At 71.8% G+C, this 12218-nt stretch carries 13 protein-coding genes; 8 read left to right on the top strand and 5 right to left on the bottom strand.

The annotated features are described in order from the left end of the window. Positions 1-107: 107 nt before the first annotated feature. On the bottom strand, positions 108-575 hold the full coding sequence (locus VT50_RS17685) for a winged helix-turn-helix transcriptional regulator (RefSeq protein WP_046089109.1): 468 nt from the start codon (positions 573-575) through the stop codon (positions 108-110). Between the two features lie 90 nt (positions 576-665). Here VT50_RS17685 and VT50_RS17680 point away from each other — a divergent pair, with 90 nt between their 5' ends. Beyond that, on the top strand, positions 666-1175 hold the full coding sequence (locus VT50_RS17680) for a PaaI family thioesterase (protein ID WP_046089108.1): 510 nt from the start codon (positions 666-668) through the stop codon (positions 1173-1175). A gap of 25 nt (positions 1176-1200) precedes the next feature. Here VT50_RS17680 and VT50_RS17675 read toward each other — a convergent pair whose 3' ends face one another. After that, the gene (locus tag VT50_RS17675; RefSeq protein WP_053048750.1) at positions 1201-1584 is read right to left on the bottom strand and encodes a hypothetical protein; all 384 of its coding nucleotides are present in this window, start codon (positions 1582-1584) and stop codon (positions 1201-1203) included. A gap of 142 nt (positions 1585-1726) precedes the next feature. Between VT50_RS17675 and VT50_RS17670 the strand changes: the two genes are divergently transcribed. From VT50_RS17670 to VT50_RS17660, 3 genes are all read left to right on the top strand, one after another. After that, positions 1727-1921, top strand: a complete 195-nt coding sequence (locus tag VT50_RS17670; RefSeq protein ID WP_053048749.1) for an LmrA/YxaF family transcription factor — start codon at positions 1727-1729, stop codon at positions 1919-1921. A 102-nt stretch (positions 1922-2023) separates the two neighbouring features. After that, on the top strand, positions 2024-2929 hold the full coding sequence (locus VT50_RS17665) for an alpha/beta hydrolase (protein WP_053048748.1): 906 nt from the start codon (positions 2024-2026) through the stop codon (positions 2927-2929). Between the two features lie 23 nt (positions 2930-2952). Then, positions 2953-3762: an alpha/beta fold hydrolase gene (locus VT50_RS17660; protein ID WP_046089107.1), complete on the top strand. Its 810-nt coding sequence runs from the start codon at positions 2953-2955 to the stop codon at positions 3760-3762. 102 nt (positions 3763-3864) lie between these two features. On the opposite strand, the gene VT50_RS17655 is transcribed toward VT50_RS17660, so the two are convergent. Then, positions 3865-4395 carry a winged helix-turn-helix transcriptional regulator gene (locus VT50_RS17655; RefSeq protein WP_078840907.1) on the bottom strand — a complete coding sequence of 177 codons (531 nt, stop codon included), beginning with the start codon at positions 4393-4395 and terminating at the stop codon, positions 3865-3867. 177 nt (positions 4396-4572) lie between these two features. On the opposite strand from VT50_RS17655, the gene VT50_RS17650 reads away from it, so the two are divergent. The 4 genes from VT50_RS17650 to gndA all read left to right on the top strand — a co-directional run bounded on the left by VT50_RS17650 (position 4573) and on the right by gndA (position 9512). Continuing rightward, on the top strand, positions 4573-5721 hold the full coding sequence (locus VT50_RS17650; RefSeq protein WP_046089106.1) for an EstA family serine hydrolase: 1149 nt from the start codon (positions 4573-4575) through the stop codon (positions 5719-5721). Between the two features lie 92 nt (positions 5722-5813). Beyond that, complete coding sequence (locus VT50_RS17645; protein ID WP_046089105.1) at positions 5814-6809, top strand: quinone oxidoreductase family protein; 996 nt, start codon at positions 5814-5816, stop codon at positions 6807-6809. Between the two features lie 147 nt (positions 6810-6956). Next, complete coding sequence (locus tag VT50_RS17640; RefSeq protein ID WP_046089104.1) at positions 6957-7802, top strand: MBL fold metallo-hydrolase; 846 nt, start codon at positions 6957-6959, stop codon at positions 7800-7802. 255 nt (positions 7803-8057) lie between these two features. After that, positions 8058-9512 carry an NADP-dependent phosphogluconate dehydrogenase gene (gndA, locus tag VT50_RS17635; protein WP_046089103.1) on the top strand — a complete coding sequence of 485 codons (1455 nt, stop codon included), beginning with the start codon at positions 8058-8060 and terminating at the stop codon, positions 9510-9512. A 120-nt stretch (positions 9513-9632) separates the two neighbouring features. On the opposite strand, the gene VT50_RS17630 is transcribed toward gndA, so the two are convergent. Further along, a complete protein-coding gene (locus VT50_RS17630) occupies positions 9633-10976 on the bottom strand; it encodes an MFS transporter (RefSeq protein WP_046089102.1) in 1344 nt (447 codons plus the stop codon). A 77-nt stretch (positions 10977-11053) separates the two neighbouring features. After that, on the bottom strand, positions 11054-12205 hold the full coding sequence (locus VT50_RS17625) for an XdhC family protein (protein ID WP_046089138.1): 1152 nt from the start codon (positions 12203-12205) through the stop codon (positions 11054-11056). Positions 12206-12218: the final 13 nt, after the last annotated feature.

Here is a 12218-nt window from a genome sequence, read left to right as displayed (position 1 = left end):
TCCGGATGGAGTGCCGTCCGGATAGGGACGGCGTCCTCGTATCCGCGGCGCCCTCGCTTCGCGGCGCCCACGAAGGCGGGAGACCGGCCGCCCACCCCTGCGCGCGCTCAGCTCCGCGGCCGAGCCGAGGGGCCGGGTAGGACACTCACCTCAGCAGGGCCGAGCGTCACCCCGTCCTCGGGGCAGGTGACCACGGCGCGCACCGGCGCTCCGCACTCGGCGTGCCGGACGTCCAGGACCGGGCCTTCGGGATCGGCGGCGTACCGGTCACCCCACTGCCTCAGCGCCATCAGCACCGGCCATAGATCCCAGCCCTTGGGGGTGAGGCGGTACTCGTTGCGGGCTCGGCTCCCCGGCTCCTGGTACGGGACGGCCTTCAGGATCCCCGCCGTCACCAGTTTCCTGAGCCGGTCGGTCAGGACCGACTCCGAAAGCCCGACGTGGCGGTGGAAATCCTCGAAGCGCCGGATGCCATTGACGGCGTCGCGCAGGAGGAGAAGCGTCCACTTCTCCCCCACGATGTCGAGCGTCCGCTGGACCGGGCAGTTCTCCGTGCTGATGTTCAGCCAGTTCACCCCGCCATCATAGGCAGCTGACTGCGAGATTGACAGTCAGATGGCGCCGGGCTAGCGTTCGATCAAGGAACCAGCCGGGGAGGCAGCAGCATGGGACGCTCGCGGACGTACGAGTGGGAGGACCCGGCCGTGACGGCGTCGGCCGTCGGCAGGCTCACCGGCCTGGACATGCTGCGGAACATCCTCTCCGGTGACATTCCCGGGCCGCCGATCAGCGCCACTCTGGGCTTCACGCTCACGGAGGCCGAGCACGGCCGCGTGGTGTTCTCCCTGATCCCGGGCGAAGACCACTACAACCCCCTGGGCAGTGTGCACGGCGGTGTCTACGCCACTCTGCTCGACTCGGCGTCCGGATGTGCGGTGCACTCCACGCTGCCCGCCGGTGTCGGCTACACCTCGCTTGACCTGACGGTGAAGTTCCTGCGGCCGGTCACCGTCGACACCGGCGGGATCCGCGCCGTGGGTACCGTGCTCAGCAGTGGTCGCCGCACCGCGCTCGCCCAGGCCCAGCTGCTCGACGAGGCGGACCGGCTGCTCGCCCACGCCACCAGCAGCTGCATGCTCTTCCCGCTGCCGCCGAGCGACGCCGCGCACACCTGACCTCTCAGGCGGAGCACCGTCAGCGTCAGACCCGTTCGAGCCGCTGCCGACGGCGGAGTTCATGGATGACGGAGCAGACCACGGCGTAGAAGCCAGGCACCAGCAGGGGCAGCAGGCCAACGCGCCGCCCCGGCACCGCCTCCCCCATGGGCATGTCCCCCATGGACGGGTCCATGGGGTGCGGTGACGGCGTCGCGCCCATCGCGGCCCGCATGACGTCCGGATCGGTCAGGTAGCCGTACATCGCCGCGGAGACCCCGAACGTCAGCAGCGCGCCGCCCACCGTCGCCGCCAGCGCAGCGGGCTCGGGCGACAGACGCCGTCGCGCGGTCCGGATGGCGAGCGCGGTCAGGCAACCGGCGCCGAAGCCCCAGCCCAGCAGGAACCACACGGCCATGAGCCAGGTCATCAGCGCGCCGTGGGCCGCTCCCTCATCGACACCGACTAATCGACACCGCCTATCTGGCGGGCTGCCCCATCGTCGCGGTCGCCGTCGACGCCCAGCACGATCCGCCCGAGGCCGCCCTCCTGGTGCGGGAGGTCTTCGGCCAGTGGCACACCAGGATCCGGGAGCTCTGGAGGCCAACGGCTTCGCCTCCGAGCGCGCCGCCCGGCTGGCCACCCTCTCGGTCGCCGCCGTCGAGGGCGCGGTCTTCCTCTGCCGCACCCACCGGAGCACCGCCCCGCTCGACGATGTCCTCGCCGAGCTGCGGACGCTCCTCTCGGCCGAACGGGGACTGACTTGACACTTCCAAGTCAGAGCTGTTCCACTTGACCCTTCGCGCTGACTTGGACTGTCAAAGTCAGATGGCCCGGCCGCACGAGTCATCCACGAAGGAGGCCGAACCTTGGCCGAGAAGGTCTATCCACCGCTGGTCATGCCCGAGGGCGTCGGCCGCCGACAGGTCACCGTCTGGAGCAACGGCATCGCCCTCGACGCGGACCTGTACCGGCCGTCGGCCCTCGCCCCCGGCGCCGCGCTCCCCGCCGCCGTACTGGTCCACGGCTGGGGCGGCAACAAGCTCACCGCGGAGCGCTACGCCGCGCTGTTCGCGTCGGCGGGCATGATCACGCTGACGTTCTCCCAGCCGGGCTGGTTCGGCTCGGGCTCCCCCCTCCAGCTGGTCGGCGGCGCCCCCGCGCCCGACGGCCGCGGCGAGGCCCTTGCCCGGGTGCGGTTCATCCGCGAGCTGGTGGATCCCTTCGCGTGGACGGCGGGGCTGCGCGCTGCCCTCGACTACATCGAGGGTGAGCCCAACGTCGATCCGGCCCGGCTCGGCCTCTGGGCCACGAGCCTCGGCGGCGGGATCGCGGTCCATCAGGCCGCCGACGATCCGAGGGTCAAGGCGCTGTCGGTCCAGGTGCCCGCGCTCGCCCCGCTGAGCGGCCCGGCGGGCGAACTCGCCCGCAGGCGTGCGATCGAGACCGCGCGCGGCGACGCCCCCGCCATCCCCCAGGGCGTCGACCCATGGCCCGGCATGGACGGCACGCCCTACCTGGCGGCCATGGCACACTTCGACCCGCTCGGCCGGGTCGAGCGGCTACGGATCCCGACGCTCATCATCGACGCGGGCGACGACGAGCTCTTCCCCATCGCCGAGAACGGGGGCCGTGCGGCCGAGATCCTGCGCACCATCCCGGGCAGCGTCGTCGAGCGCCAGGTGATTCCCGGCATCGACCACTACGGCATCTACTTCGACGGCTACGAGCCGGGCAGCCGAGCCGCCCTGGCGTGGTTCGAGCGTCACCTGTGAGGACGTCGAACGAGGGCACCCTCATGGTGCCGACCACCCTGGGAGAACTCCACATACAGCGGGGCGGGCCGACCGGCGGCGACACGGCCCTGCTGTGGCCGAGCGTGCTGAGCGACGGCCGGACGAGTTGGGGCGCGCACCTGCCCGTACTGCATCAACTCGGGTGGCGGACCCTCCTGGTGGACCCTCCGGGCACCGGAGGCAGCGGCCCCGCCGCGCGCGCGTTCACGATGGAGGAGTGCGCCACGGCCGCCATCCGGATCCTGGACGCGTCCGCGGCCGACCGGGCCGCGATCCTGGGGCTGTCGTGGGGCGGGTTCGTCGGACTGCGCGTCGCGCTGGCCGCACCGGAGCGCGTCAGTGCGCTCGTGCTGTCCAACACCAGCACGCGCCGCCCGTCCCTCCTCCCGCGCCAGCGCGCCCGGCTCTCCTCGTACCTCGTCCGCGCCGGCGTTCCGCGCGGTCTCGGTCGGCGCACCGTGGCGGCGATGCTCAGCGAGAGCTCCCGCCGCGCCGACCCCGGGTTCACGGAGCGCCTGGCCGCCGGAGCCGACCGGCTCGCGCGGGCGCAACTCGCCCGGGTGGTGCGGTCGGTGCTCGCGAACCGCACCGACGTGGCCGACGCCCTGCCCCGGATCACCGCGCCGACCCTGGTCATCGCGGGCGAGGAGGACCAGGCGTTCGCGCGAGTGCACGCCGAGGAGCTGGCCGGGCGCATCCCCGGGGCACGGCTCGAAGTGCTGCCGCACGTCGGCCACATGGCCCCCCGCGAGGCGCCGGGCGCCGTGGCCCGCCTGCTCGATGGGTTCCTCGGCGGTCCTCGCGGCCACTGAGGCCGTCGAGCCGCCCGCTTCAGTCGAGCCACCCGCTTCAGGAGGCGGAGCACCCGCCTCAGGGGCTGCGCCCGCTTCGGGGGACCGGGGTGCGCCTTCGCGTCAAGACCGGTTCGCGTCAGGGCGCCGGGGCGCGTCAGGACCTGTCGCGCCCCCGTCGTTTCCCGCATGAGCGGACGCACCGGGTCCGGCGACGGTCACGACGTCTTCGAGCGCGACGGGACGGTCGTCGGCGTCCACGAGCGCCACCCTTACGCATTGCTCCGTCCGCCGGTGACGCAGGAGCGCCGGGGGCCCCGCCGCGTCGGCGAGGTGCTTGTCACCCCAGCTCATCAGCGCGGCGAGCACGGGGACGAGCTCCCATCCCGCCTCCGTCACGTGGTACGCCTGGCGCTCGCGGGCGCCGCGCTCCCGGTAGGGCCGCTTTTCGAGGACGCCCGCGTCGACCAGGCTCTCGAGGCGCTGCGTGAGCACGTCCGTCGAGACGCCCAGAGCCTCTTGGAACTCACTGAACTTCGTACGGCCGTTGAGCGCTTCACGGACGACCAGGAGGGTCCATCGCTGCCCCAGCACCGTGAGGCTGCGCGCGATCGAGCAGGCTCCCCCTGCTTCAAGTGAGGTTCGGTCCGCCATGAGCTCAGGCTATCACTTGACTCTGACTTTCCCAGCCAGCCCTCAAGCTGGCTTGACTTTACCAAGTCACCATGGAAGCGTACCGAGCATGATGACTTTGGAAAACCAAGTTAGACCCGTATCCACGTCGGACCCTCTTTCCCGCAACCGGACCCCTGTCCCGCAGAAGGAGGATTCATGATCACCGCTGAGATCACGGGCCACTGTGACGCCCGTTTCGCACCGGTACGCGACGCCCTGGCCGGGCAGCTCGAGAGCGGCGAGGAGCTAGGCGCCTCGATCGCCGTCGACCTCGACGGCGAGACCGTCGTCGACCTCTGGGGCGGCTGGCGGGACGCCGAGCGGCAGGTGCCGTGGACGAGCGACACGATCGTCAATGTGTGGTCGACGACCAAGACCGTCACCGCGCTCGCGGCACTCGTGCTGGTCGACCGCGGACTGCTGGATCCCTACGCGCCGGTCGCGCGCTACTGGCCGGAGTTCGCGGCCAACGGCAAGGAGGCGATCGAGGTCCGGCACCTGCTCTCACACACCTCCGGCGTGTCCGGCTGGGAGGCCCCGTTCACCGCTGAGCAGATGTACGACGTCGAGGCCGCGACGGCGGCGCTGGCCGCGCAGGCGCCGTGGTGGGAGCCGGGCACGGCGTCGGGCTACCACGCCCAGAACCAGGGCCACCTCGTCGGCGAGCTGGTGCGGCGGGTCAGCGGCCGTTCGCTGACGGAGTTCGTGGCGCAGGAGCTCGCCGGCCCGCTGGGGGCGGACTTCAGCATCGGCGCCGCCGGGGCCGACGTCGGCCGGATCGCGCCCGTGGTCCCCCCGCCGGCGCTGCCGATGGACCTGGCCTCGCTCGACCCCGAGAGCCCGATGTACAAGACGCTCACCGGCCCGCTGACCGATCCGAACCGCGCCAACACCGCGCCCTGGCGGGCGGCGGAGCTGGGCGCGATCAACGGCCACGGCAACGCGCGGTCCGTGGCGCGGCTGCTGCGCGTACTGGCGCTCGACGGGACCGCGGACGGCGTCCGGCTCCTCTCCCCCGACACCATCGACGTGATCTTCGACCAGCAGAGCCACGGTGTCGACCTGGTGCTCGGCGTCCCGTTGCGCTTCGGCATCGGCTTCGCACTGCCCGAGACGGAGACCGTCCCCTACGTCCCGCAGGGCAGGGCCTGCTACTGGGGCGGCTGGGGCGGTTCGCTGATCGTCGTCGACCTCGACCGCCGCCTGACCATCAGCTACATGATGAACAGGATGAGCCCGGGAATCATCGGTTCCGAACGCGCCGAGACCTATCTGCGCGCGGTGGACGCGTCGCTCCCCGCGTAGCACGGCGCCGGCCTTACGGAGTCGGCCATGAGTGCTGATACCGCGTCGGCCATGAGCGCTGACGCCGAGACGACACCAGATGGAAGGTCCCCATGAAAGCCATTCAGATCTCCGAGTTCGGCGGCTACGACAAGCTCGAACTCATCGAGGCCCCGGCTCCCGGCCCCGCGCCGGGCAAGGTCCTCGTCCGCGTACGGCTCGCGGGCGTCAACCCGCTGGACGACACCGTGCGCGCCGGTGTGCTCCCCTCCGCACGGCAGCTGCCCCTGGTTCCCGGTACGGGAGGTGTCGGGGAGATCGTCGACAACGGGGGCGTGGAAGCGCTGAAGCCGGGCACCCATGTGGTCGTGGCGGGCCGGGGCTACGGCATGTTCCGTGACGGCACCTGGCAGGAATACCTGCTCGCCGAACCGCGGGACCTCGTTCCCCTCCCGGGCGGGCCGAGCCTGGAGGACGTCGTCGCGTTCACCACCGGCGGCGGCTATCTGACCGCCTATCTGTCCCTGCTGGAACTGGCCTCGTTCAAGCCGGGGCAGACGGTCCTGGCACCCGGTATCGGCGGCGCCGTGGGGCTGGGAACCGTCGAGGTCGCCAACCGGCTCGGAGCGTCACTGGCGATCTCGACCGCCAGCCGGACCGACAAGGCCGAGCGTGCGCGCGCCGAGGGGCACGAGGTCATCGACCTGTCGCAGGAGTCCCTGCGGGACGGTGTGGCACGGCTGACCGGCGGCCGCGGGGTGGATGTCGTGGTCGACGGCGTCGGCGGTCCGTTCACGGGGGACGCCCTGGCCAGTCTGGCGGTCGGGGGCACGCTCGTCTCCGTCGGCTACTCGGGGGGCAAACAGGCCTCGGTCAACGTCACCGACGTCATCTGGCGTTCGGCACGGATACGGGGCTTCATGTTCACGCTCTTCGCCCCGGAGACCCTGGTGGAGACCAACACCAAGCTCTTCCAGTACCTGGCCGAGGGCGCGTTCCACCCCACCATCGCGCGTACCTTCCCGCTGAAGGACGCCGCGGAGGCGACCCGGTACCTCATCGAGGACCGGCCCTACGGCCGGGTCGTCCTGGACGTCCCGGGCGCGTGACCCGCTCTGGCAATTGGCTCAGCCAATTACTGTCCTGCCAATTCCTGTCCTGCCATCCGTCGTTCTGTCATCCCTCGTTCCGCCGATGCGCTGTTCTGCCGATGCGCTCTGTCATGCGTCCATTGCCACCTTTGAAGGGGTTCCGCCATGTCGGACTCAACCGTCCTGTCCTATGAGGTCCTGGTCCTCGACGGAGTGACCCGGGTCTCCGAGCAGCGCATGCCCAACGGTGACCCGTTCGTTTCGTCGCCGGTGGCCTGCACGCTGATCCACGGTGAGCGCGACGCCGTCCTCGTCGACCCGCCGTTCACCCACCAGCAGATCCAGGAGGTGGGCGACTGGATCGAGCGGTCCGGCAAGCGGCTCGCGCACATCTACATCACCCATGGCCACGGCGACCACTGGTTCGGCACCGGCGAGCTGGTCAAGCGCTTCCGCGGGGTCCGGGTCCACGCGACCCGGGGCACCATCGGGCTCATGCACGAGGCCGCCAAGGGACGCGCTCAGTGGGACGCCTTCTTCCCGGGCCAGATTCCCAAGACGCCGGTGCTCGCGGAGCCGGTGCCCGCCGAAGGGTTCCTGCTGGAAGGCCATGTGCTCCGGGCCGTCGAGGTGGGGCACACCGACACGGACGCGACCACGGTTCTGCACGTGCCGTCGATCGGCCTGGTGGTGGCCGGTGACGCCGTCTACAACGGCGTGCACCAGATGCTCCTGGAGAGCGCGAACGGCGGCCTGGAGAAGTGGCTCGAGGCGCTCGACACCATCGAGGCCCTGAACCCGCGCGCGGTCGTTGCGAGCCACAAGAACCGGGAGCTGCCCGACGACCCGGCCATCCTGGGCGAGACGCGTCAGTACCTGCTGGACGCCGCCCGGTTGCTCAAGACGAGCGCGAACGCCGGGGAGTACTACGACGCGATGCTGAGCCTGTACCCCGACCGCCTCAACAAGGGGCCGCTCTGGTACGGAGCGGTGGGCCTGCTGGGCCGGTGACCGCAGGCCGTCCGTGGACGGCCGAGCGGCCCCTCCGCTGTCCGCCTTGTGGGACGTCCACAAGGCGGCGTACCGCCCCGGCGGGAGAGAGATGACACACCCCGCTGGCTTTCTCCGGACACTCGTCCACCGTCGCGCACATCGTGCAACTATGGCCGGGCGATACCCGGCGGACCGAGGGGGAAGATCCCCGTGCCCCTCGGCGTTGCTGCCTCGCGGAAGCTTCCGATGCGCATGACAGGAGTGGAACACCGTATGCCCAGCCCTTCCACCGCCCAGCCCACCGCCCAGATCGGCGTCACCGGGCTCGCCGTCATGGGTAGCAACCTCGCCCGCAACTTCGCCCGGCACGGGCACACCGTCGCCCTCCACAACCGCACGTTCGCCAAGACCAAGGCGCTGATGGAGGAGCACGGCCACGAAGGGGACTTCGTGCCGACGGAGAGCGCCGAGGAGTTCGTCGCCGCGCTGCAGCGGCCCCGGCGGCTGATCATCATGGTCAAGGCGGGTGCGCCCACCGACGCCGTGATCGAGGAGTTCGCACCCCTCCTCGAAGAGGGCGACGTGATCATCGACGGGGGCAACGCCCACTTCGAGGACACCAGGCGCCGGGAGAAGTCGCTGCGCGAGCGCGGGCTGCACTTCGTGGGCACCGGCATCTCCGGCGGCGAGGAGGGCGCCCTCAACGGGCCCAGCATCATGCCCGGCGGATCGGTGGAATCCTACAAGTCCCTCGGCCCGCTGCTGGAGTCCATCTCCGCCAAGGTGGACGGCACCCCGTGCTGCACCCACATCGGCCCGGACGGCGCCGGTCACTTCGTGAAGATGGTGCACAACGGCATCGAGTACGCGGACATGCAGCTCATCGCGGAGTCGTACGACCTGCTGCGGCGGGCGCTGGGCATGTCGCCCGGTGAGATCGCGGAGGTGTTCCGCACCTGGAACGGCGGCCGCCTGGAGTCGTATCTGATCGAGATCACCGCCGAGGTGCTCGGGCACACCGACGCCGCCACCGGCAAGCCGTTCGTGGATGTGGTGCAGGACCAGGCCGAGCAGAAGGGCACCGGCCGCTGGACCGTGCAGACCGCGCTTGACCTGGGCGTGCCGGTGAGCGGGATCGCCGAGGCGGTGTTCGCCCGCTCGCTGTCCGGCCACGCGGATCTGCGGGACGCCTCGCAGGGGCTGCCGGGGCCGTCCGGCAAGGGGCTCACGGGGGCCGCGGCGGAGCGGTTCGCCGACGACGTCGAGCAGGCGCTGTACGCCTCGAAGATCGTGGCGTACGCGCAGGGCATCCACCAGATCGAGGCGGGCAGCCAGGAGTACGGCTGGGACATCGACCCCGGGGCGGTCGCGCGGATCTGGCGCGGCGGCTGCATCATCCGGGCGCGGTTCCTGAACCGGATCACCGAGGCGTACGCCAAGGACCGCAAGCCCGTCACGCTGCTGACCGACGACCACTTCGCCGAGGCGCTGGGCGCGGCGCAGGACGCCTGGCGGCGGGTGGTGGCCACCTCGGTCGAGCTGGGCGTACCGGCGCCGGGCTTCTCGGCGGCGCTGGCGTACTACGACGCGCTGCGCTCGGAGCGGCTGCCCGCGGCGCTGGTCCAGGGGCAGCGGGACTTCTTCGGCGCGCACACCTACCGGCGGGTGGACCGCGAGGGTTCGTTCCACACCCTGTGGGGCGGCGACCGGGACGAGCGTACGGCCTGAGGGCCGCGGCGGCCGTGCCCCGTGCGGACTTCTGGCGGGGCACGCCGTCGCGCCGGGTCCCGGCCGGGGCACGGCCATCGCACCGTTCGTTCTGGGCGCCCACGCGTGGCCGCCGCGTCGTCAGGGCGTGTAGCGGCGGAAGGCCGGCACCGCGACGGCGAGCCCGAGTGTGGTGACGGCCACCAGCAGCCCGCCCGCGGCGACCGCCGCACGGGCCCCGAGGAGGGAGCCCGCGGTGCCGTGCAGTAGATCGGCGACGCGCGGGCCGCCCGCCACCACCACGGTGAACACGCCCTGCATCCGGCCGCGCATGTCGTCGGTGGCGGCCGCCTGGAGGATCGTCCCGCGGAAGACCATCGAGACCATGTCGGCCACGCCCGCGAGGGCGAGGAAGGCCACCGCCCACCACAGGTTGGGGCTGAGCCCGAATCCGGTGATGGCCACGCCCCAGGCCACCACGGCGGCGATGAGCATCAGACCGTGGCGGCGGGCGCGGGAGAAGGTGCCGGACAGCAGACCGCCGGCCACCGCGCCGAGCGGGATGGCCGCGAAGAGCAGGCCCAGCGCGAACCCCTCGCCCCAGGGTGCGTAGGTGTGCGAGGCGAGCTGGGGGAAGAGCGCCCGGGGCATGCCGAAGACCATGGCGATGATGTCGGCGAGGAAGGACATCAGCAGGATGCGGCGGGCGGCGATGTACCGGAAGCCGTCGGCCACATCGCGCCATCCGCCCCGCCGCGCGCCACCCGTACCGCCCTCGGTGAGGGGCGGCAGGGCGGGCAGCCGCCAGACGGCCCACAGGGTGACGCACAGCGCCACGGCGTCGATGAGGTAGAGCGCGGGCAGGCCGAGTACGGGGATCAGGGCGCCCGCGAGCAGCGGGCCGAGGATCATGCCGGTCTGGGCGACGGTGGACTGGAGGGCGCCCGCGGCGGGCAGTTCCTCGGCGGGGACGAGACGGGCGACGGAGGCGCTGCGGGCCGGGGAGTTCATGCCGAAGAAGCCCTGCTGGGCGGCGAGCAGCACCATGAGCAGCGCCACCGAGTCCAGACCGGCGAAGGACTGGGCCCAGAACAGCACCGAGGTGACGGCGATGCCGACGTTGGTGACGAGCATCAGGGTGCGCCGGTCCATCCGGTCGGCGACCACCCCGCCCCACAGTGCGAAGACCACCAGCGGGAGGAGCCCGGCGAAGCTGGCGTAGCCGACCCACGCCGATGAGCCGGTGATGTCGTAGATCTGCTTGGGCACGGCGACGGCGGTCAGCTGGCTGCCGATGGCGGTGACGGTGGTGGAGCCCCACAGCCTGCGGAAGGGGCGGTGGCGCAGTGGCCGGGTGTCCATCACCCAGCGGCGCCAGCCGGGTTTCGGCGGCGGGGCGGGGGCGGCGTCCCCGGCGCCGAGGGGCGGGTCATCGTCGGCGGCGGTGGGTTCTACGGCGTCGTCGCTGCTTCGAGCGGTCTCCACGGCTGGTTCGATTCCTCCTGCATCCATTCGGGCCGGGCACCATTGTGGCGATCTCCGGCCCGGGCCGTGGACCCGTCTCAGCCTCCGGCCGCGGGCCGCATCGGCTCCTGACCGTGGATGCTGCCGCTGAGCGAGGTCAGCCGGGTGCCGCTGCCGCCCCAGCGGTCGGCGATGATCTCGGCCGCGATGCTGACGGCGGTCTCCTCCGGGGTACGGGCGCCGAGGTCCAGGCCGATCGGTGAGGCGAGCTTGGCCAGCGCCTCCTCCCCGAGACCGGTGGCGCGCAGCCGTCGGAGCCGGTCGTCGTGGGTGCGGCGGGAGCCCATGGCGCCCACGTAGGCCAGTGGCAGGCGCAGGGCGACGTCCAGCAGCGGCACATCGAACTTGGGGTCGTGGGTGAGCACACAGACCACCGTGCGTTCGTCGATCCGGCCCGCCTCCGCCTCGGTGCGCAGATAGCGGTGCGGCCAGTCGGTCACCACCTCGTGGGCCTCGGGGAAGCGGCGCGGGGTGGCGAAGACGGGCCGGGCGTCGCACACCGTGACGTGGTAGCCGAGGTAGGCGCCGATCCGGGCCATGGCCGCAGCGAAGTCCACGGCGCCGAAGACCAGCATCCGCGGCGGGGTGGCGTGGACCGAGACGAACAGGGTGAGTTCCTCGTCCATGCGGACGCCGTCGTAGCCGTACGCCAGGGTTTCTGTGCGCCCGCCTGCCAGCAGTCCGCGCGCGTCCTCGGCCACGGCCGCGTCCAGCCGTCCGGAGCCGAGGGATCCGGAGGTGCCATCGGGCCGTACGACCAGCCGGCGGCCCAGTCGCCCCTCGGGGTCGGGTCCGTCGACGGCCACGCAGATCACCTCGGCCACCGGCTCCCCGGCGGCCACCGCCCCGGCCACCTCGCCCAGTTCGGGGAAGCCCGCGGGGTCGATCCGCTCCACATAGACATCGATGATCCCGCCGCAGGTCAGCCCGACCGCGAAGGCGTCGTCGTCGCTGACGCCATAGCGCTCGAGCACGGGTGTGCCGCCGTCGGTCACCTCCTGGGCCAGCTCATAGACGGCGCCCTCGACACAGCCGCCTGAGACGCTGCCGATCGCCGCGCCATCGGGTCCGACCAGCATGGACGTCCCGGGCGGCAGCGGCGAGGAATGCCAGGTCGCCACGACCGTGGCACGGGCGAACGGCTCGCCCTCGCCCCACCATCGGTGCATCTGCGCTACGACGTCCCGCATGGAATCCATATCT

The sequence above is a fragment of the Streptomyces antioxidans genome (genome assembly GCF_000968685.2).
Classification (GTDB): Bacteria; Actinomycetota; Actinomycetes; order Streptomycetales; family Streptomycetaceae; genus Streptomyces; species Streptomyces antioxidans.
The sequence above is the reverse complement of the archived record's forward strand: the minus strand, read 5'-3'. Positions and strand labels throughout refer to the sequence as shown.

Excerpts from the sequence above, each read along its gene's own strand:
- VT50_RS17640 (WP_046089104.1), top strand. The coding sequence starts at position 6,957 with ATGTCGGACTCAACCGTCCTGTCCTATGAGGTCCTGGTCCTCGACGGA.
- gndA (WP_046089103.1), top strand. The coding sequence starts at position 8,058 with ATGCCCAGCCCTTCCACCGCCCAGCCCACCGCCCAGATCGGCGTCACC.
- VT50_RS17655 (WP_078840907.1), bottom strand. The coding sequence starts at position 4,395 with ATGGCGGACCGAACCTCACTTGAAGCAGGGGGAGCCTGCTCGATCGCG.
- VT50_RS17650 (WP_046089106.1), top strand. The coding sequence starts at position 4,573 with ATGATCACCGCTGAGATCACGGGCCACTGTGACGCCCGTTTCGCACCG.
- VT50_RS17625 (WP_046089138.1), bottom strand. The coding sequence starts at position 12,205 with ATGCGGGACGTCGTAGCGCAGATGCACCGATGGTGGGGCGAGGGCGAG.
- VT50_RS17645 (WP_046089105.1), top strand. The coding sequence starts at position 5,814 with ATGAAAGCCATTCAGATCTCCGAGTTCGGCGGCTACGACAAGCTCGAA.
- VT50_RS17660 (WP_046089107.1), top strand. The coding sequence starts at position 2,953 with ATGGTGCCGACCACCCTGGGAGAACTCCACATACAGCGGGGCGGGCCG.
- VT50_RS17675 (WP_053048750.1), bottom strand. The coding sequence starts at position 1,584 with ATGACCTGGCTCATGGCCGTGTGGTTCCTGCTGGGCTGGGGCTTCGGC.
- VT50_RS17680 (WP_046089108.1), top strand. The coding sequence starts at position 666 with ATGGGACGCTCGCGGACGTACGAGTGGGAGGACCCGGCCGTGACGGCG.